General features: G+C 65.3%; 27 protein-coding genes. 1 reads left to right on the forward strand and 26 read right to left on the reverse strand.

Translation table 11 applies throughout. The features are described 5' to 3' along the window. From AC5P5X_RS14255 to AC5P5X_RS14310, 12 genes are all read right to left on the reverse strand, one after another. Window positions 1–2,175, reverse strand: a complete 2,175-nt coding sequence (locus AC5P5X_RS14255; RefSeq protein ID WP_032961810.1) for a hypothetical protein — start codon at window positions 2,173–2,175, stop codon at window positions 1–3. Window positions 2,176–2,178: 3 nt separating this feature from the next. Then, on the reverse strand, window positions 2,179–2,577 hold the full coding sequence (locus AC5P5X_RS14260) for a virion core protein, T7 gp14 family (protein WP_032961812.1): 399 nt from the start codon (window positions 2,575–2,577) through the stop codon (window positions 2,179–2,181). A gap of 32 nt (window positions 2,578–2,609) precedes the next feature. After that, the gene (locus AC5P5X_RS14265) at window positions 2,610–3,083 is read right to left on the reverse strand and encodes a hypothetical protein (protein WP_005412400.1); all 474 of its coding nucleotides are present in this window, start codon (window positions 3,081–3,083) and stop codon (window positions 2,610–2,612) included. Beyond that, on the reverse strand, window positions 3,080–5,212 hold the full coding sequence (locus AC5P5X_RS14270; RefSeq protein WP_005412401.1) for a phage nozzle protein: 2,133 nt from the start codon (window positions 5,210–5,212) through the stop codon (window positions 3,080–3,082). The genes AC5P5X_RS14265 and AC5P5X_RS14270 overlap by 4 nt, the downstream gene beginning before the upstream one ends. Further along, window positions 5,212–5,802 (reverse strand): phage tail tubular protein A, encoded by a 591-nt coding sequence (locus tag AC5P5X_RS14275; protein WP_005412402.1) that lies wholly within the window; start codon window positions 5,800–5,802, stop codon window positions 5,212–5,214. Before AC5P5X_RS14275 ends, AC5P5X_RS14270 begins: the two co-directional genes overlap by 1 nt. 99 nt (window positions 5,803–5,901) lie before the next feature. Next, window positions 5,902–6,855, reverse strand: a complete 954-nt coding sequence (locus AC5P5X_RS14280) for a major capsid protein (RefSeq protein WP_005412403.1) — start codon at window positions 6,853–6,855, stop codon at window positions 5,902–5,904. Window positions 6,856–6,881: 26 nt separating this feature from the next. Continuing rightward, window positions 6,882–7,667, reverse strand: a complete 786-nt coding sequence (locus AC5P5X_RS14285) for a capsid assembly protein (RefSeq protein ID WP_005412404.1) — start codon at window positions 7,665–7,667, stop codon at window positions 6,882–6,884. Next, window positions 7,667–7,810, reverse strand: a complete 144-nt coding sequence (locus AC5P5X_RS14290) for a hypothetical protein (RefSeq protein ID WP_004154577.1) — start codon at window positions 7,808–7,810, stop codon at window positions 7,667–7,669. The genes AC5P5X_RS14285 and AC5P5X_RS14290 overlap by 1 nt, the downstream gene beginning before the upstream one ends. 16 nt (window positions 7,811–7,826) lie before the next feature. Further along, window positions 7,827–9,383 (reverse strand): portal protein, encoded by a 1,557-nt coding sequence (locus AC5P5X_RS14295; RefSeq protein WP_005412405.1) that lies wholly within the window; start codon window positions 9,381–9,383, stop codon window positions 7,827–7,829. Beyond that, window positions 9,376–9,528 (reverse strand): hypothetical protein, encoded by a 153-nt coding sequence (locus AC5P5X_RS14300; RefSeq protein WP_005412406.1) that lies wholly within the window; start codon window positions 9,526–9,528, stop codon window positions 9,376–9,378. Before AC5P5X_RS14300 ends, AC5P5X_RS14295 begins: the two co-directional genes overlap by 8 nt. Before the next feature lie 20 nt (window positions 9,529–9,548). Beyond that, entirely contained in the window at window positions 9,549–9,728 is a 180-nt protein-coding gene (locus AC5P5X_RS14305; RefSeq protein ID WP_005412407.1) for a hypothetical protein, read from the reverse strand. 64 nt (window positions 9,729–9,792) lie between these two features. Beyond that, window positions 9,793–10,329, reverse strand: a complete 537-nt coding sequence (locus tag AC5P5X_RS14310; protein ID WP_004154581.1) for a deoxynucleotide monophosphate kinase family protein — start codon at window positions 10,327–10,329, stop codon at window positions 9,793–9,795. A 68-nt stretch (window positions 10,330–10,397) separates the two neighbouring features. Here AC5P5X_RS14310 and AC5P5X_RS14315 point away from each other — a divergent pair, with 68 nt between their 5' ends. Further along, window positions 10,398–10,706, forward strand: a complete 309-nt coding sequence (locus AC5P5X_RS14315; protein WP_032961816.1) for a hypothetical protein — start codon at window positions 10,398–10,400, stop codon at window positions 10,704–10,706. A gap of 25 nt (window positions 10,707–10,731) precedes the next feature. On the opposite strand, the gene AC5P5X_RS14320 is transcribed toward AC5P5X_RS14315, so the two are convergent. The 14 genes from AC5P5X_RS14320 to AC5P5X_RS14385 form a co-directional block, all read right to left on the reverse strand. Next, a complete protein-coding gene (locus tag AC5P5X_RS14320; protein WP_005412408.1) occupies window positions 10,732–10,938 on the reverse strand; it encodes a hypothetical protein in 207 nt (68 codons plus the stop codon). Further along, on the reverse strand, window positions 10,926–11,759 hold the full coding sequence (locus AC5P5X_RS14325) for a hypothetical protein (protein WP_004154583.1): 834 nt from the start codon (window positions 11,757–11,759) through the stop codon (window positions 10,926–10,928). Before AC5P5X_RS14325 ends, AC5P5X_RS14320 begins: the two co-directional genes overlap by 13 nt. After that, complete coding sequence (locus tag AC5P5X_RS14330) at window positions 11,756–11,905, reverse strand: hypothetical protein (protein WP_005412410.1); 150 nt, start codon at window positions 11,903–11,905, stop codon at window positions 11,756–11,758. Before AC5P5X_RS14330 ends, AC5P5X_RS14325 begins: the two co-directional genes overlap by 4 nt. Further along, on the reverse strand, window positions 11,902–12,213 hold the full coding sequence (locus AC5P5X_RS14335) for a hypothetical protein (protein WP_043033722.1): 312 nt from the start codon (window positions 12,211–12,213) through the stop codon (window positions 11,902–11,904). The genes AC5P5X_RS14330 and AC5P5X_RS14335 overlap by 4 nt, the downstream gene beginning before the upstream one ends. Continuing rightward, the gene (locus AC5P5X_RS14340; protein WP_005412412.1) at window positions 12,210–12,458 is read right to left on the reverse strand and encodes a hypothetical protein; all 249 of its coding nucleotides are present in this window, start codon (window positions 12,456–12,458) and stop codon (window positions 12,210–12,212) included. Before AC5P5X_RS14340 ends, AC5P5X_RS14335 begins: the two co-directional genes overlap by 4 nt. Beyond that, the gene (locus AC5P5X_RS14345) at window positions 12,455–12,580 is read right to left on the reverse strand and encodes a hypothetical protein (RefSeq protein WP_005412413.1); all 126 of its coding nucleotides are present in this window, start codon (window positions 12,578–12,580) and stop codon (window positions 12,455–12,457) included. The genes AC5P5X_RS14340 and AC5P5X_RS14345 overlap by 4 nt, the downstream gene beginning before the upstream one ends. Window positions 12,581–12,608: 28 nt before the next feature. Next, a complete protein-coding gene (locus tag AC5P5X_RS14350) occupies window positions 12,609–12,974 on the reverse strand; it encodes a hypothetical protein (protein WP_005412414.1) in 366 nt (121 codons plus the stop codon). Then, window positions 12,971–13,309, reverse strand: coding sequence for a hypothetical protein (locus AC5P5X_RS14355; RefSeq protein ID WP_050483582.1), 339 nt, complete (start codon window positions 13,307–13,309; stop codon window positions 12,971–12,973). Before AC5P5X_RS14355 ends, AC5P5X_RS14350 begins: the two co-directional genes overlap by 4 nt. Then, on the reverse strand, window positions 13,291–15,165 hold the full coding sequence (locus AC5P5X_RS14360) for a DNA polymerase (protein WP_049417451.1): 1,875 nt from the start codon (window positions 15,163–15,165) through the stop codon (window positions 13,291–13,293). The genes AC5P5X_RS14355 and AC5P5X_RS14360 overlap by 19 nt, the downstream gene beginning before the upstream one ends. 12 nt (window positions 15,166–15,177) lie before the next feature. Next, complete coding sequence (locus AC5P5X_RS14365) at window positions 15,178–15,828, reverse strand: Gabija anti-defense Gad2 family protein (RefSeq protein WP_005412416.1); 651 nt, start codon at window positions 15,826–15,828, stop codon at window positions 15,178–15,180. Window positions 15,829–15,838: 10 nt separating this feature from the next. Then, entirely contained in the window at window positions 15,839–16,087 is a 249-nt protein-coding gene (locus AC5P5X_RS14370; protein ID WP_005412417.1) for a hypothetical protein, read from the reverse strand. 165 nt (window positions 16,088–16,252) lie between these two features. Continuing rightward, entirely contained in the window at window positions 16,253–17,884 is a 1,632-nt protein-coding gene (locus tag AC5P5X_RS14375; RefSeq protein WP_004154589.1) for a toprim domain-containing protein, read from the reverse strand. Beyond that, window positions 17,871–18,050, reverse strand: coding sequence for a hypothetical protein (locus AC5P5X_RS14380; RefSeq protein ID WP_004154591.1), 180 nt, complete (start codon window positions 18,048–18,050; stop codon window positions 17,871–17,873). The genes AC5P5X_RS14375 and AC5P5X_RS14380 overlap by 14 nt, the downstream gene beginning before the upstream one ends. Further along, window positions 18,047–18,433, reverse strand: a complete 387-nt coding sequence (locus AC5P5X_RS14385) for a helix-turn-helix domain-containing protein (protein ID WP_004154592.1) — start codon at window positions 18,431–18,433, stop codon at window positions 18,047–18,049. Before AC5P5X_RS14385 ends, AC5P5X_RS14380 begins: the two co-directional genes overlap by 4 nt. Window positions 18,434–18,444: the final 11 nt, after the last annotated feature.

Below are 18,444 nucleotides of genomic sequence, written 5' to 3' on the forward strand. Positions count from 1 at the left end.
TTACTTCCTCGTCAGGTACTCCAGGAAGTCCTCGGGGACTGCCGGGGTGGTGGTGGTTTGCTTGGTGCCCGCGTTGGGAACCAGCGGCTTGGTGAGGTCGAACTTGGGCAGCTCGAAGGCGGGAGCCTCGGCGGCGCTGGCGTCGCGCTTGGCGATGGCCGCAGGGACTTCCGTGGTCGCCGACTGCGAGCGCAGGTCGCGGATGTTCCGGGACTGGTCCGCCCAGGTGGTGCGCTGCTCGACCCGACGACGCGCCTGGGATTCCGCAAGGTCTCCCTTCCAGCGCTGGTGCTGTGCCGCGATGGCACGCGGGTCGAAACCGATGGCGCGGCCGGTGTCCGGGTCAGGGATCAGCCAGTTGTCGGGGCCGACGATCTGCCACTGCCCCGGATTGCGGGGATTGGGCAGGGCCGACAGCTCATCCGGGTCGCGGCCGAGCTTGCGCGCGACCGTCTGGATCAGCTCGTCTACCGCTGGCTCGGCACCCTGCGGCATGCCGATGTTTGGCACGCGGCGGCCGTTGACGGTCGTGCGCTGGGCGTCGATCTGACCGACCGCTGCACGGATGGCAGCTTCGCCGGACACTCCGCCACGCGAGGCGATGCGCTCGGCTTCCTGGCGGATGCGGTGCAGCTCACGCGGGTCACGCGGCTTGCCGTCGATCTCCAGGTAGTCCTTGATGCCGGACTTCCAGGTGTCGTTGATGACCGAGCGGGCCTCCTCGACTTCCCGCTTCGGTTGCGTCAGGACGCGAGCGGCCTCCTGGTGAGACTGACCGCTGCGCCGGGTGTCGTAGAGGTACTGGTCCAGCATTGCGGCAGCCTCGCCGCCAGCGACCGTATCGGCGTACTTGGGCGAGACCTTGCGGAGCTGTTCGTACAGCGTCGCGGCGTTCTGGAAGTTCTCCTGGAACGCCGGGTCAGCGCGCTTGAGGATGCGTTCGAGCTGGGGGATGACGATGCCCTGCCGTGCCCACTTCTGGAGCACCTGGCCGCGTGCGGCCTGCGGGGTTTCCTCCCACTCCTTACCGGCCTGCTTCTTGAGGTCGGCGTCGCTGATCTCGTAGGGATTGCCCCCGGCTACCAGCTTGCGGATGCGCTCCTCTCGGGCGCGCTCCTTCGCTTCCTGCTCCCAGCGGCGAAGCGTCTGCTCCTGCTGGTTGTTCCAGTATCGCTTGAAGGACTGGAGGTCGCCACCGCTCAGGCCGAATTTACTGGCCCAGGTGTCGATGGTCTTGTGGGTGAGCTGGCCGCGATCCGCGAGGCCCTGGAGCGTCCACTCTGCCTCGGCCATCGCCTGCTTGCGTGCCTCGTCCTCGCGGTGTGCGATCACGCGGGCACCAGCGGCAGCCGCCGCGCGCAGCTCGTCGCCGTGCTCGGTGTTCATCAAGCCGGGCTGGCCGTCGCCGCGGTCCTGCTCCAGGAACGCCAGGATCGACTGAGGATCGCGGTTGCCTGCGGCCAGCTCCTCCTTGGCGGCCTCGACGTAGAGTTCGTCCACGTCGCGCTTGTTGAGATAGGCGTACTCCTCCTGGTCCAGCATCGCGTACAGGCCGTTCATGCCCTCGGAAGTGAGGAACGTGCCGCCCTTGATGCCGTCGCGGATGATCGCGGTCAGCGACTCCTTCTGCCGGACCAGCATTTCCCGCATCGAGTCGGCCTGCCACTGCTGGCGGACCTGCTGCGCGGCGCGCATGGCGACCGGCATCAGGGCCTTGCGGACCTGCGGGTCTTGGAACTCGGGGTTCTGCGTCAGCGCAGCCATCCGCTCCTTGATGAGCGGCTCGATGTCGGTGCCGGGTTCGGCCTTGGCGATCTCTTTGGCCGCTTCGATCTGCCAGTCGCGGACGCGGATGATGCCGTCTGCCTTGAGGTAGCCGCGACGCCATGACTCCGACTGCTGGGCAACGAAGTCCTCGGCCTGCCGGGGCGTACCCTCGGCGTCCTCCTGCATACGTTGGGTCGCCGCGGCGCTGTACTGCTCGCGGCTGTTTGAGATCATCTGCGAGTTGACGGAATCCGAGACGCGCGTCAGCACCGCAGCGGCGGTGCGAGAGAGGACACCGGCACCAGCGGAGGACGCTTGGTCAGCCTGCACCGCCAGAACGGGGCGCTCGGCGAGACGCTGCGGCACCTGCGCGCGGCGGATGATCTCTTGGGGTTTCGTGCGAGCCACGGGTTACTCGTCTCCGGGAATGGAATAGCGCTTGTAGGTTTGGATGTTGCTGTAGGCATTCGCGCCTGACTGCATCACGCCGCCCAGCGCCTCGGCATTGCCGGTGCGGATACGAGCGCGTGCTTCGGAGCCGCTTTCGACGACTCCGTTCCTGCGGTTCTTCTCGATGAGGGCCACGTCACGGCCAGCCTGGGCCATGATGTCGTTCGCCAGCAGCTCGACCGAGTTGCCGGACACTGCCGCTTCTGCTGCGGAGGCGCGCATCGCGGATCGCAGTGCGCGGGCCTCCTCCATGCGCTGTTGGGTGCGCTCGGCGGCCTGGTCGTTGATCTGCTCCTGCTGACGCTCCGCGGCTTCCTCGATGGCCTTGTTGTTCTGATCCTGGCCGTACATGGTCGCCATCGCGCTGACTGCGGCGATACCGACCTGGACTGCTACGGGGTTGCACATGGGGTCTTGGTTACTCGGACGAAGGGTGTCTTGGCGAAGCCGTAGGCGGACTCGACGCCGCTCTCGCGGAAGCCAAGCCAGCCGAGCCATCGCCGCGTGGTGACGGCGTGGACATCGACGAAGTTGAAGATGGTGCCGAAGGTGGCCGACCACTCGTCGCTGATCCGCCGAGCTTCTCGGAGGAACGTGCGGCAGAACGTGGGAGCCACCAGGGCGTCGGTGCCCAGCAGCCAAACCGAGGCGATACCCTCGGCGTGCTGGCTGAAGCCGAAGATGCACACGGGGGAACCGTCGTGCATCGCGGCGAAACTGCGGTCGCTCGCGGTCACTGCAAATGCGAGCGCCTGGAGCGGGGTGTGACCATGCGAAGCCGCCACCTCCAGGATGTCCTCCTGCCGCATGTTCTCGGCGACGTGGAGGATGTCGCTGGCGGTGGGGCTTCGATAGGTCAGGGTCATACTCGGCTGCGGGAGACGAACATGCCGCGCCACTGTGCTGACTGGAACCAGCACTGGAACGGCAGGCGGTTGACGAGGTGCATGCGGACGCTGTTGGCGTCGCCCAGCACGGGGAACCGGCGAGAGCCGGAGTGGAACGTCGGGGCGCTGGTGCGGAACACCGAGTCGTTGAGGACGCGCGCGGTGTACGCACCGGAGTGCGACGCCACGTAGGTCTCGACGCGGCCATTGCCGTGCTGCTCGACCTCCAGCTCGAAGTACGCGCCATCCTTGTAGGCGACCTCGATGTCACGCACCTGCGTGCGGCCCACCAGCACGGCCTGGTTCTGCCCACCGCGAACGATGGGCTTGGTCAGGGTGAGGCGGTGCTCGTAGTCCATGCCGACGACCACGCGGCCCTCGGTGTGGTTACCGGGGAGCGCAAGGCGGGTGCGGGCGTTGTCCCAGCGCGCCTTGGTGATGTCCAGGTACGCGCCGGGGTCTTGCCAGTCGTCCGTCTTGAGGACGGTGACCGTCATGCCATCGGGCACGATGTAGGGCAGGTCGATCCAGGTCTCGTTGCCGAACTGCTGATAGGTGGGCTGCACCACCAGCATGCGGTCGAGCAGGAAGTTGTAGTCGCCCGTGGCATCCGTGTCGTGCTGGTTGAGCACCATGCGGAACTTGAGCAGCTCGCAGCCGCCGCCTGGGGCTTCCGCGACGGCGTACAGCACGTCGTTGATGGCGTGCATGTGGACGATGCGACCGACGCCGGAGATTGACCAGCGCGTCCATGCGGACTGCTGCTTCTCGTCGCCGATCCAGCGGACGAAGTAGACGTAGAGCTGCGCGTCGGTCGGCTCGTCAGGAGCGAAGAACACGCAGTCGGCACCACTTGCGCTCGCCATCGCTCGCATGCGGCCCGGCATCAGCTTGGGCACATGCGCCGTCACGTCGGCGGCGTCGCCGGTCACCGACAGGTCGTCGATGAAGTATTCGCGCACGCTGGCGTATGCGCCGCTGTCCTCGGTGAAGTACAGCGACTCGCCCATCAGCTTCGGCCGGATGTACGGCGAGCTGCTGTAGCTGTTGACCGGATCGCTCTTGACGTTCTTGGCGGCCAGGTACGGCTCGGCGGTCAGGAGGAACTGGCCGCCCGCAGCGGCAAGGAACAGGGCCGACTGGAACGGGACTGCGTGGTAGAGCGTGGTGACGCCGTTAGACCCGCTGACGCTCACGTCGATGGGGTCGGCGTCGAGCACCTGGGTCACCGAAGTGCGCCAGAGGTTGAACGGATCGGAGACCTCGGACATCAGCACGTTCTCCCCGGCCAGGAAGCCTAGGCGGTCCCGGTGCTTGAACACCTCGCGGATGCGCTGGCCGTCGATGGACGGGAACGGGTTGCTTTGCTCGTCACCCGCGAGGCGCGCGGTCCACTCCGGTCCACCGAAGGAGAACCAAAAGCCGTCCGCATGCACTGGATCGGGGATGCGCTTGAGGATGTGCGGCATCGTCTTGGCATCGAAGCGGTGCTTGATGCCCGGCCGGGCGACCTCCAGGTAGACCGAGGAGGACTGCTTCTGGACGTAGTAGTCGTCGAATTGCGATTCGGACGAGCCGATGATGTTGTAGATCGCGCCGGTCGGCACAACGGCCGAGCCTTTGTCGCCGGGCTTCGGCAGGTCGGACATCGTTTGCGCCGATCCGTACAGCGAACCGGGCGACAGCTCATCGCTCTGCTTCACGTCTACCAGCCGGTTGACGATGAAGGTGGTGTCGGAGAACGTCGCCAGCGCGAAGCACGACCACGCACGCTGTCCCTGGGTGTCCAGGTAGTTGAGCGCGTCGCCCGTGGCGTTGACGGTGTATTCCTTGCCGGTCTCGTGGTCGAACACGCGGATGCTGCGGTGACCCACGGCGACGATGTAGCGCTCGTTCTCATCGCGGACGATGGAGTGGAAGGCACAGTCGTGATCGAGGGTGACGCCAAGGCCAGCAACGAACTCGGCGGGCGGGCGCTTGCCAGCGCCCATTGCGGCATGCAGCCAGGCGTTGATCGCCTTGGTGAGCTGGTTCGGCGAGCGGACGGTATCGTCCTGCTGCGACTCGCCTCCCAGGAACGAGGGATAGTCCCCCGTGATTAGCGGCATCAGCGGTCCCAAATATCAGACACGTCCGTCGAGCCACTGAGGAAGTTGTGGCCGCGGGCGTAGGTGAAGTCGGCGTGCTCCTGCGCGAAGATGAGGTATGCCTCCTCCTCGTGCTTCTCGGTGAACACGTAGAGCTGGTCGCTACCCAGCACGCTCGTCTGGAACAGACGCGCAGCGCGCACGGCGATGTAGCGGCGGGCCGACTCGGGCAGCTCCTCGTAGGCGAGGAACCAGGTCACGAAGTCGGCGGTGGGGGCCGACGAGAACGTGTCGGCGAGGGTGAGCGGGTTGATGAGGCGCGTGCCTCGGATCACCAGCGGCTCGCTTCCGCGTGCGGGGACGAGCTTGAGGATCGACTGCGGCGGCAGCACCTTGCCTTCCGCGTTGAGCGTGAAGGTGAACGACTCGCTGGTGTTGAACCACCAGCCAGCGGTTTGGACCTCGCGGCTCACCGCGCGGAGGGTGTCGCGCGCCTGCGAGGCGTACAGGTTGCCGAGCGCTTCGAGGTCGCTGATCGGCGCTTCGCCGATAGCACCGAGCAGCACATTGACGGCTTCGAGTTCCGTGGTCGGAGTGAGTTCGAGGTTCATGGATTCGGGGCAAAAAAACGGGGGACACCCATGTGGATGTCCCCCGTAGATGGAGAGAGATTGAAGCGCCGCGGGATTTGCCCAACGGCGCGGTATTGCTTACGGGGCCTTCGACAGCTCGATGGCACCGCGCGGAGCCAGGATGCCGTGACCCAGCGCGTACTTCGCCAGCATCAGGGTGCCCTGCTTCTCGCCCTGGTACACGTCCTCCAGGGACAGGTCCAGCAGCTTGAGGGTGCCGACCGCCGAGCGGTGGAAGATCACGCCCACGGTGTCCGCGAAGTTGCCGCGGTACTTGGCCGGGATCGAGGCCAGGGCCGACTCATCGACACGCGGCATCGCGTTGATCTTCACCAGCGGGATGCGGGCGACCGAGGAAATGATCGCCTGGCCGTAGGAGCCGTTCGATTCCGCGTTGATGTCGCGGTCGATCAAGTCCTTGTTCTCGGTCAGCAGATACCACTGAGCCGGGGCCAGTGCGCCAGTGAACTCCTGCGGGTTGTCCGGCAGCAGCTTCTCGTCGAACAGCATGCGGGCGTTGCGGAACGCATCGGCCAGCACGGTCGGATCGGAGGCCATCGTGGCGGCCTTGATGATGGCACCACCCGGCTGGCCTTCGACCTTGCCTTCGGTGGTACGAGCGGCCAGGATCGCGCAGCGCAGCTCGTTCTGCATGCGCTTGAGCGCCAGCTCCGCACCCTGCTGACGGGTGTACTCGGAACGCACGTCGTAGTGGTTCATCGCCTCGTCGATGTTGGCGATGAAGGCGTGCGAGATCAGCATCGGATCGAGGGTGATGATGGTCTCGTTGTGCTCGACCACCAGGCCCTTGATCTCGGTGCCCGGCACATGGTACTCGGAGCCGATGGTGCCGACGTTCGGGAACGAGGCGGACTTGCCGCTCTCGATGTTGCGCACCGACACGCGGCCGTCCAGCTTGTAGTTCTCGACGAAGCTGGTGATGGTTTCAGCAGTGTAGTTCTGCTTGAACAGCGCCCAGGCGTCGCCGTTGGCCTGGGCTTGACCCAGGCGGGAGGGGATTGCGTCCGACATTTAGTCCTTGCTTGAGGTTGAGTGGATTACTTGAACAGCGGCGACACGGCCAGGCGGGCGGAGACTTCCGCGCGGTAAGCCGGATCACGGTGGTAGCGCACATCGCGCATCGCTTCGACGACCTGCGCCTGCGACTGGAACGGCTTGGGGCCTGCATCGGCGTTCGATGCGGTCTTGCCATTCAGAAGGCGGCCGTTGCCGCCACGGAGGGCGACGAGGCCCTGGACTGCCAGCGCTGCGCGGCCGGCGTCGCCGGACTGCACCGCTTCGTTGAACGCCCGCTTCTGCTCGGCGCTCAGGTTGGTCTTAGCCCACTGGACCAGGCCGTCGTAACCGGCCTTGCCACCTGCGGGCGAGTAGACGGCGTTCTCGTAGGTCTGCACGCGAGCGCGCAGGCCATCGACGTACACGTCCACCAGCTCCTTCGGATAGCCCGCGTCCTGGAGCTTCTTGTAGCTCTCCTCGGACAGCGAGCCGTTCGAGTTGAACTCGGTGGCGAAGTCGTCCAGGTTCAGGCCAGCCCGCGCCAAGGCGTCACGCGCGTCATCCGCGGTGGCGTCGTCGATGGTCGCGGGGCCGCCCTTGCCACCCTTGTCGTCGGCTGGCGTGCTCAGTTGTGCGTAGGCGGCTTCCAGCTCCTCCACGGTCTTGTACTTGCCGCCGAACAGGCGCTCGCCATCGGTGCCACCCTGCGCGCCCGGTGCGGGCTGCTGGGTGTCCTGGGAGTTCTGCGGCGGCTGCTGACCTGGGGTCGGCTGGCCGTTGATGCCGTCAAGGCTGACGGTCACTTCGGACTTGCCCGGCTGCGACATTACTTGTCCTCGGGCTTGTAGTTGACGATGACCAGGCCGTTCGTCTTGCGGGTGATCTCGGCCTTGCCCTTACGCTCGACGCTCGGAGCCTTCGGGGCTTCCTTGGTCGGCTTGGCGGGCTTCTCGGTGGTTTCGTTCGACATTGCGTCCTTCTCGGGGTTACGGGGTTTGGGTCATCGCTGAGGCGATATTCGGAGCGGCACGGACCATCGCCTCCTGCGCCGAGGCGTCCTGCTGCTCGGCAGCAAGCTCGTCGTCGGAGCGGATCAGGCCCTTGGTGGAAATGTCGGAAGCGGCGGCCAGTCGGGAGATCGCCTCGCCACTGTTGAGGCGGCGCGCCTTCTCCTCTGCGCCGACAAGCGCATCCACTGCCTGACCGAACTCGATCAGCTTGTTCAGGTCGTGGCCGCGGCCGAGGGCGGCGATGCCAACGGTGATGCGCGGCTTGATGAGTTCCTGCGGCAGCTCGGGCAGGCGACCCTGCTTCTGGAGCTTGTGCAGGCGGCGGCGGATCAGCGGCAGCAAGAGCTGCTCGCCCGACATCGCCATGAAGCCGCTGAGGGCGTCGTCGAGTTCCTGGGTGAGCACCCGGATTTCGTAGGCGGTCACGCGCTCGCCGGGGCGCTGCACGGCGGACTTCACGCCGAAGATCAGCTCCAGCGAGTTCGCCAGCCCTTCGGCCTCCTGACGCACGAAGTTCAGGTCGTAGGCTTTCTGGAGCTGGAGCGTGGTCACGTCGCTGGCCTCGCCACGCAGCACCGCGCCGGACTCGGCCTCGGTGAGCTGGCGCTCGCGGATCGTCGAGGTCGGCTTGAGGAACATGATGATCTTCGCCAGCGCGGCGGCACCCTTACGGATCGCCTTGCGCAGCGCCTCCAGCGACTCGAACGCGCCCACGTAGTCGTAGACCAAGCCCTCGCCGTAGTCGTCCACGAGGGACGGCGGCGCGCACAGGGGAATCCACGGGCAGGCGTCGATGGGGTAGGTGCCCACGGTCTCGGGGACTTCGACGCCCTCGACCTCCTGGACCACTTCCCACTCCTTGCCATCTTCCGAGCGACGCACCCAGGTGTAGAGGTTCACGTCGTCGTTCTTGGTCTTTTCGTCGCGTTCCTGGGCGAGCTTCTGCATCACCGCCGCGCGGATCGAGTCCGGCAGCATGGCCGGGGCGATCTTGTCGAGCGTGATGATCTCCAGCACGTTGCCCAGGCCGTCGCGGTCGGTCACGTAGGAGGTCAGCGGATACAGCTTAGGCTTGCCCTCGTCGGGGTCGTAGAGCAGGAAATTGCCGAGGACGATGGCGTGCTTGGCCGCCTCGCTGAGGACCGGGCGGACGCCGCTGGTCTCCAGGTCGTTGACGATGACCCGCTCCACGTCCACCAGCGCGGCCTCCAGTTCGGAGGTCTCCACGCCAGCCTGCTCGGCGATGTTCTCGGCGACTGCCTGGTCAGGCGCGAGCTTGAACACCGAGGCGTTCGGCGGGAGCCAGGCCAGCACGATCTTCGAGGCCAGGGCGTTGACGCACTTCGGGCCGGTGTCGATGTAGGCGGAACCGGGGGTACGCGATTTCGCGCCCTCGTCCACCCACAGGCGGGGCAGGGTAACCTTGGCGCAGCGCTTGGCGCGCGTCTCGGCTTCTTTGCGGTTGGACTTGAGATCGCCGTAGCGCTTCGCGGCCGTCTGCTTCTCGGCCGAGGTCTGCTTGGCGTCAGCCATTCGGAATGGTCAGTCCTTGGTACTGCGTTGCGTTGTTCAGGTCCAGTCGGACCTTGGACTTACGCCGCTGATCGGCCGCGTGGCCGGTCGGCTGGGTGTCCTGGCGGGTCAGCAGGATCGGGTCTTTCTCCTGCTGGTCCGGCATGTTGGGCTTGCTGCACATGATTAGCGGGCGCGGTGCTCCATCTGCTCGACCTTCCGCAGCGCCTTTAGCCGGAGGATCAGGCGGCGCTCGCCCTGCCGGAGCAGGAACTCCTCCTTCGGCTTGGCGGGGTCGTAGATCACTTCGGGGTGCAGTTCGTCCAGGAGGTCGATCAGGTCGTAGGAGTGCAGAGGGATTTGCATAGAACTCCTGGGTTATGAATAGGTGGGGAAACTGTCGTTTCCCCCGATGATGACCACTAAACCCTTAGAGTCGGGCCAGCGATTCCGCGACCATCCGCAGGCGGTGGATCGGGCCGTTGTTGTCGATCACGGTGTCGATCAGGTCGCCGTGGACGCCTGCCTCGGAGGCATGCGCCGAGACCGGGGCCGCGCTGTCGCGGAGCACCTGGACCACCTGGCCGCCCCACTCACGGATGAACTGCGCCTCGTTGTCGAAGCGAACGTCCGACACCACGACGCCAGCAGCGCCGTCGCGGCGGGCCTGACGGATCTTCTGCGCGACCACCTTGACCCACAGGTCGCGGTCGATCATTTCACGGCCCCACTCGGTGCCCACGGTCTGCATCAGGCGGCGCGGGGTCTGCCCGTTGAGCCAGTCGAGCGGCTCCTCCTTGAGCGGGCCGTCCTCCATCGCGGACACCGGCAGGCCGGTGATGTCCGCCACGAAGGCGCGGATCGGGGCCGCGAAGGACAGCTTCACGAAGCCGTGGTCGCTGACCAGGAACTCGGCCAGGGTGTCTTTGCCGCTGCGGGCGCGGCCGGTGATTCCGATGATCTTCATGGGGACTCCAAAAGAGAAACCCGGCCTTAGCCGGGTACAATTCGTGTTCGTTATGGAAGGAGACAGGTATGGCGAGTTCTACGCCGAGTAACACAAACGGAGCGGAAATCTCTGAGCTTGCACAGAAGCTCTATGGCCTACAGGAGGCGATGGATGCGCTCGTGGCATCAGGGCAAGCACAAGGAATTCAGCGAGAGCGCTACGATGCGGCCAAGCAGCTCATCACAGATAAGCTCACTGAGTTCAGCTGCACGTATGAAACGTTGACTACGCCGAAGGCGATCCAGCTTTGGGTTTTCAATAGCCGAGAACCCGTAAGTCGGAATCCGTCAGAGATTGCACACTGGAAGCAGTTCTACGTGGACGAGTTGCGGTAAGCAGGATCAGGTGGCTTGGTTGTCGTCAGGCGAAACACCGGGCGATCAGCCAAGCCGCGCCAGCAACGCCGACAGCGGCCGGCCACAGCTTGACGCTGCCAGCCGAGCGGTACAGGGTGCGTTCGAGGGTGTTGAGGCTGCGCCACCACAGCCAGGCAGCGCCGTAGGCGACGAAGGCGAACAGCACGGCCAGCACGGCGACGATGGTGATGAACAGGATCAGGGTTTCCACAGCTTCACTTCCTTGGTCTTGGGGTTGTAGTCGCCGTAGCGCAGGATTCGCGCGAGGCGTGCTTGGCGGATCGCATCGTGCTTCGACAGCGGCTCGGTGCCGCCGCGGGGGATGCGGGTGGTGTAGGTGGTGACGACGGTGTTCCACAGAGCGCCGAGGTGCTCCTCGACGGACGCATCGCGGTACGCCTCGTGGATGGGCATGAGCAGCTCGTCCGCGCCCTTGTGGCCGATGCCGGGGAAGCCGGGGTAGTTATCCACCTGGTCGCCCGTGAGCACCTGCTTCATCCAGAACAGGTCAGCGTCGTGAGCCGAGATCGGCCGGACGCCCACGTCGGGACGGTTGGGGTTGTAGAGACGGATGCCGGGGATCGTCTGCATGTCCTTGTCGATGGACACGACGATGCGGCTGCCTGGCGCGCGCTTCGGATTCGGGTGCGAGGCCAGCAGCCCCAGCACGTCGTCACCTTCCAGGTTCTCGATCTCCACGATCTTGTCGCCGAACTCGTCGTAGACGAACTCGTCGAGCACGTACCACAGGGCAGGCTTGTCCTTGCTGGCACGGTTGAGCTTGTAGGTTGGGTCGATGTCCTTGCGGAAGTTGTGCTTCTTGCAGGACAGGGCCAGCAGGTAATCACGCGCGCCGAACTTCTCGACGATCTCGTCGATGTAGTCCTCCAGCTTCGCCTTCGCGCGCTCGGGCTGGATCGCTTCGACCTTGTTGCCGTCGCCGTTCCAGTCGATGTTCGCGGTGTTCGAGAACGCGAGCTGGTAGCGCAGCACATCGGCGTCGATCAGTAGCAGGGGGCCGCGCTTGTTCATGCGTCCACCCACTGCCATCCCAGGAACGCCAGCGCGAACCAGCGGTGCAGCCAGTTCGGACGCTCCCGGACCTGCACGAAGAAGTTGCCGCCAATGACCCAGGAACCGGCCGCCTGCGGTGGCCGATAGGTGACGTAGGAAGTCATGGCCGCTTCTCCGGGTGGCGCTCATACCACGCCTGTAGCTCGGCGGCGTAGCGCTTCATTCCGGCCTGGTACTCCGGGCCGTCGCCGAGCGGGTACTCGTGCTCGTCGCACACGAAGTCGGTGGTCGGGATGGTGTACGGAATCTGCGTGCAGGAGTTCCCCGTACACATCGACTGCCACATGATGATGTAGGAGTTCTCGCTGTGCCCTTTCAGGCACGAGCCATAGTCCGCACTCGGCGGCCAGGGCTTCATATCGCACGCAGCGAGGCCAGCACACAGCGCCAGGATCAGGAGAGCGCGCTTCATACCATGCTCTCGTGTACGGCGACCCAGCACTTCTCGCTAACGCGGCGGATGAAGTAGGTCGCGGTGCTCCACTCCACGGGGCGCAGCATGCGCTCGGTGCAGCACGGGCACTTGGCGTTGTAGGCATGAACCTCGGGCTGGTGTTCGAGCACAGCCACGCGGTAGGTGGTACACGGATCGATCACGCGGACATCGCCGTCAGCGGGGCCGCCAATGAAATGCACGCGAAGCCGGTTCTCGTTCATCGGTTCGATTCCTTGAGGACTTCCAGGGCGCTCGCCTTGTCGGCGTTGCAACGCTGGAGGCCGTCCTCGGCGTTGCCGCCGAAGCGGTAGAGGTCGTAGGTGGTGGTGGTCGGGTCAGCCATCACGGCGTCGAGTGAGGAGTGCGTGCCCTCAATGACGGTCGGCTGGAGGAACTGCTCCGGCACGACTTTCGAGGTGTGCGCGGCGCAGCTCGTCAGGAATGCGGCGAGACAGGTAATCGCCAGTTTCCGGGTCAGCATTTGCTGCAATCTCCACAGAGCGGTTGGTGGTGGCGCGGGCGTTCCGCAGCGCTGCATCGAAGGCAGAGCGGCGCACGGCTTCGCGGTTGAGGGTCTCGACGGTCTGCTTGAGGTCGGCCAGTTCCTTTGCCGACTCCTCCAGCTCCGTCACGCGCTGGGCCATTGCGGTGTACTTCCAGGCTGCGAAGCCGCCTGCCGCGAGCGCGGCAACGACCAGCAGCGCCGCGAGGGCGCGCAGGATGTTGGTTGGGTTCATCGGTTCTCTTGGACGTAACAGGCGACTCGCAGAAGCTCCGAGGGAGTCGCGTCGGACTTGATCTGATTCGCGCGTGCGGAGATCACGCGCACGTTGCCCCGGACGTAGCCGAGGTCAGGTTCGATGCGGTCGAGCGTGGGTGAGTTGGGGCCTTGGGCCTTGCGCCCGACAGCGCGGTACAGCGGGATGCCCAGTGCCGGGCAGAAGTCGGGGACCACGATGTCGTCCGACGTGAGGTCGAACGGCAGTCCCTTCCTAGCTGCCCGGCGTTTCGCTTGGCGCACCAGGGCGAGTGCAATGTCCCGCTTGCCGCGGGTCAGTGCGTCTCGGCCCAATTCCTTCCGATCTTGAACTCGCCATCGAGCGGACAGCGGAAGCCGAAGTAATCGCCAGCCTTGCGGATGGCAGCCTGGGCGGTCTTGCCCACGAACTCGGCCTTGTCCTCGTCCACTTCGATTTGCCACTCGTCATGGACGTTGGCGAGGAACTCGTAGTGGACGCCCGGCACCAACCCTGCGGCTTGCAGGTCGGCGTCGAGGATCACCAGGGCTTTCTTCATCACCAGCGCACCGGCCGACTGGAGCAGGGTATTGAGCGCGGCGTGGTCGCTGCGGATGTGCAGCTTCCGGCCGTCGAGACCGATCAGGTATCCCTTCTCGGCCGCGCGCTTCTTGACCCCGCGTACCAGCTTCTCCAGCGCAGGCAGCCCGGCCAGGAACTTCGAGCGGAGCTTCGCCCCGGCCTGGCGACCCTTGCCAACGATGGAGCCGAGCTTCGCGTCGCCTGCCCCATAGAGGAAGGCGTAGATGAAGGTCTTGGCGTTGTCGCGGGTTGGCAGTCCTGCCGCCGATTGGTTGACGGAGTGGATGTCGCCTTCGAGGATGACCTTGGCGTACTCGCCGCCGTCGTGCTTTGCCATGAAGTGCGCCAGGCAGCGCAGCTCCAATCCCGAGGCGTCCGCGCCGACCTGGAGCTTCCCTGTTGGGACGCAGAACAACGAGCGGCACTCGAATCCGTAGCCGCCTTCCTGGCCCTTGAGGATTCCCTTCTCCTTCGAGTGCTGGACCTTCGGCACCTGAGCGATGTTCGGCTTCGAGTGCGTCATGCGGCCGGTCACCGCTGCGTTCTGATTCACGCTGCCGTGGATGCGGCCGTCCTTCTTGATGGCCTTGAGCCACGCCTCGTCGCCTTCGGCGAGCTGGCCGAGGCGCTTGTTGACGATGAAGTGCTCCAGCAGGAGCGGGATGATCGGGAACTTGAGCGCGCCCAGGACTTCTTCGTCGATCTTCGGCTGGCCCTTCTCGGTGAACTCCTGGGGCTGCCAGCCGTACATTGCAGTCAAGCGGTCAGCAATGTGCTGGCGGCTTGCCGGGTTGAACACCACGTCCTTGTAGGTCGTGACCTCCACGCCCTTGACGTAACCGCGGCGCTTGTCGTCGCGCTTCGGTACGAACTTGCGCTTCACCACCTTCCACGGCGGAATGACCTTGCGCAGCTCGGCCTCCAGCGCAGTGCGCCGGGACACGAGGATGCACTCCAGCTCACGCGCCTTCTCCTGATCGAACAGGTAGCCGTAGCGCTGCTGACGCGAGAGGATCGGCGCGACGGCCTGCTCCAGCTCGATGGCCTCGGTAGGGAGGCCCTTGCTCATCAGCAACGCGAACAGCGCTTGCGTGACCGCAACGTCCTGGTCGCAGTAGTCGTCCATTTCCTGAGACCACTGTGCCCAGGGATCGAGGCCGCGTGCGGCCATCTGCGCCGCGTAGTCGCCTTTCCAGCGACCGAGGCGGTAGCCCCACGCTTCGAGGGCGTGGCGGCCGATCAGCTTGCCCGGCAACACCGGGTTCGCTCCCTGCTTCTTGCGGGCCTTGAAGTCGCGGTCCTTGAGGTCCGGGTAGACCAGCGTGGACATCAGCAACGTGTCGAAGTACGCCTGGACCTTGAAGTCCGGGAACACCTTGGCGATAGCCGGAATGTCGAATCCGGCGATGTTGTGGCCGACAACGCGCTTGGCCTTCTTGAGCCTCTCGACGGCCTGACGGACTGTCATTTCGCCCGTGCCGTGATCGTTGGCGGACAGGATGGGACCGCGCGGTGCGCCGGTCTCATCTACCTCTTGGAGGGAAATGCAGTGGATCGTGTCAAGTTCGTCGAGGAGGCCATTGGTCTCGCAGTCGAATACGAGGATCAACGGCGGTCCTCCTTACGGGTAGCCGTGGTTGGTTACGGGGATTGCGCGGACGCGGCGGCGGGCGCGGAGGATGTACTCCGGCTCGGGGGCCTTCGGCGGCGTGTGGACGCCCTGCGGCGCGTGGCCGGGGAAGTCGTCGTCCTCGAACAGTTCGTCCTGCTCGGGCTGGTCGGGATGCAGCGTGTAGCCGTAATCCTCGACGTAGTGCGTGATGCGGCGGATGGTGCGCTCGGTGCCGTTGTTGTTCAGCACGAACAGCAGCTTCTCCGATGCGTCGGCAACCGCGCCTTCGAGGGATACGACCACCACCTCGTCGGTGCTGGGTTCGTAGATGGCGACGTGGGCGCAGCACCGCAGATCGAACCGGGCGCAGTGCTCGTGCGGCGTACCGAACTCGAAGCCGATCAGGCTCACGAGGTGACCCTCGGGCGAGCGGAAGTTGCGGATGCCGTTCGGAGCGGCCTCGCTGGTCCAGTCGTTACGGCCGCTCAGGTACGCGGCCACGTAGGTGTAGCTCGCCAGTGACACGAAGAAGCAGTCGATGTCCTTGATTTCGGTCCCGTCGTAGAACGCGCGCAGGCTTCCGCCACCCAGGATCACCAGGTGGCGGACTTCGGCCGGCAACACGTCGAACAGGGACCGAGCGTGTTGCTCGGCAGTCATGGTTGGTCCCTTAGCGGATCAGGTTGGTGAAGCGCTCGGCGACGCGCAGGGCGCGCTCGGCTTCTTCCTCGTGCTCGTCGGCCTGCGAGTGCAGGACATCGGCCTTGTCGCGCAGCGTCGATGCGGTGGCGATGCGGTCGGCGCTGATCTTGAACAGCTTGTCCACCTGGCCCTCCAGCACCTTCACCACGTCGGTCACGGTGTCCTTGCGGAACGGAGCGGTCAGCAGGTCGATTGCGATGGCGACGATCTCTTTCATTGGGGTAGTTCCTCGGCTTTGATGTGGATGACCACGCGCCGCCCAGGCTTGCCGTACATGACACGGCAGGCTTGGTCGGAGCGCGGGAGTTGGTAGGGGAGAACGAGGCTCTCAGCGAAGGAGAGCGGCGCATCAGCTGGGATGAAGCCGACGACCGAGCGGCCGTCAGTAGTCGGAGGTGGATACATCGGATGACTCGTCGGCGAAGTCGCCGTATTCGCCCGGAGCATCTGCATTGAGCAGGCGGCCGGATGCGTGGTCGTAGCTGTAGTAGAGAACCTGGCCGTTCGACTGGCCGGTGAAGCGATCCTTTAGGACGCGGAAGGTCGTGCAGTTGCGCTCGGCCTCGTTCTCGGCCTGCGTGTTGCGCTCCAGGCCGAACGCGAAGTGCGTCCAGAAGCCAATCGCGCGGCTGCCCTTGAAGTGGCGGAGCATCACGCGCCCGCCTTCCTCGTGTGGCTTGCCTTCCGGCGTGGCGAGGTGCGAGACCAGGTAGATGCAGATGAGGTGGCGCTGCGCGAACTGCGCGATCTTCGCCATCGTGTCCTCCAGCATCTTCCGCTCGTCCTCGGCACCGGCTGCAAACGACGTGAGGTTGTCGAGGACGATGTGCTTGACGCCCTCGGCGACGACCATGTGGGCCATCTTGGCTTCGATCACGTCCCACTCGGACGAGCCGAAGTGGTCGTAGATGAACACCTGGCCCTTGTCGAGAATCTCGAACGCGGCTTCCAGCTCCTCCTGCGTCCAGCTCCCATCGGGGACGTGGAAGCGGCGGCCAGCAACCTTGCCTGCCATGCGCTTCGCCGTCTCGACCGGCTGCTGCTCCAGGAAGAACAGGCCAACGCGGTCGCCGGTTTCCTGCGCGATGAAGGCTGCTTCCTCCATCAGCCAGTCGGTCTTGCCGATGCCGGTGCCCGCGCCGAAGGTGTAGACCTCGCCGTACCGCTTGCCGTAGGTCAGCGCGGTGAGGCGCGGGTCGTGCCAAGGCATGCCCATCGAGACCGGCTTGAGTGCCTTCTCCTTGAGGGAGCCGAACGTCACCACTCCATCGGGGCGCTTGGTCTGCGCTTCGTAGATGGCGCGGGTGATCGCCTCGGCATCGCCACGCTGGAGCAGCTCGTTCGGGTCTTTCGCCGGGAGCTGTGCGATCTTGGCCTTGCCGGGAGTCAGCAGCAGCGCCACTTCCTGCGCGGCGGCTTGGCCCGGTTCGTCCATGTCGAACATGAGCACAACCTCGTCGAAGCCGTTGACCCACTCCAGCTCGCGCTTGATGGACTTGGCCGCGCCTTGCGCTCCGTTCGGAACGGACACCACCGGCCAGCGGAGGCCGAGTGCCTGCGCCACGGAGAGCGCGTCGATCTCGCCTTCGGTGATGACGAGGCGTCGCCCCGGTTCGTAGAGGTGCTGGCCGAACAGCCCGCACGCCTTCGAGTCGCCGATGAATGAGAACTTCTTGTCGGGGTAGCGGAGCTTCTGCGCGACGATGCCGCCATCGCGCTTGTAGTTGGCGATCTGCACGGTCTTGCCGTGCTTGTCCTTGCCGATCCAGTAGCCGTACTTACGGCATGCTTCCTCAGTGATACCGCGCTTCGCCAGGGCTTGCGGTTCACCCTTCGCAAAGTCGCTCATGGTTTTCCTGCTGGTGGGTTGAGAGACCTCCTCGCCTTCGGCTGGCTCGTAGTGACCGCAGCCGAAGCAGTAGCCGTGCCCGTCGCTGTAGCGCGCAAGGTTGTCCTTGCTGCCGCAGTTCGGGCACGGCTCTTTGTGGAGGTATTCGGAGTCAGCGCTTTGCACGCTCCACGGACCACATGCGCTTGCGGTAGGAAATGCCGAGGCGACGATTCAGCGCACCCTTGACGGTGCGGCCCAGGCCGCGGAACGGCTTGTCGGCGCGCGCCCATGCGCGCTCGAAAGCCAGGCGCATCGCGGACGGAATGACGGTGGTAGCGGTGTTGGTCATGCGTTCTTCTCCAGCAGGAACTTGGTGAATGCGGCGACTTCTTCGGTCGCATCGTTGGCGTCGAGGCCCAGCTCGTCGGTGCAGTAGTTGCGATACAGCTGGAGCAGCGCATCGACGCGGTACTGCTTCGGAGCGCGGCGCGCTTCCAGGAGCGGAGCCTTGCTGCGGCGCTGACGGCGCGACAGGCGATAGCGCGTGTACCGCTGCCCCGAGGCGTCCTCGCAGGTCTGCGTTTCGATCTCGAAGCCAGCAGCGCGCAGCTCATCGACGCGCGAGGCGAGGCGGCGGATGCGGTAGACGCCTTCGGCCTGCCACGAGGTCAGGTGCGAGTGGCGACGCAGGTGATCCAGGACGACCTGGGTTTGCGGGGGCAGCGGTTTCACGTTGGGTTCTC

This window comes from Stenotrophomonas sp. YJH_SMC_91 (genome assembly GCF_059368495.1).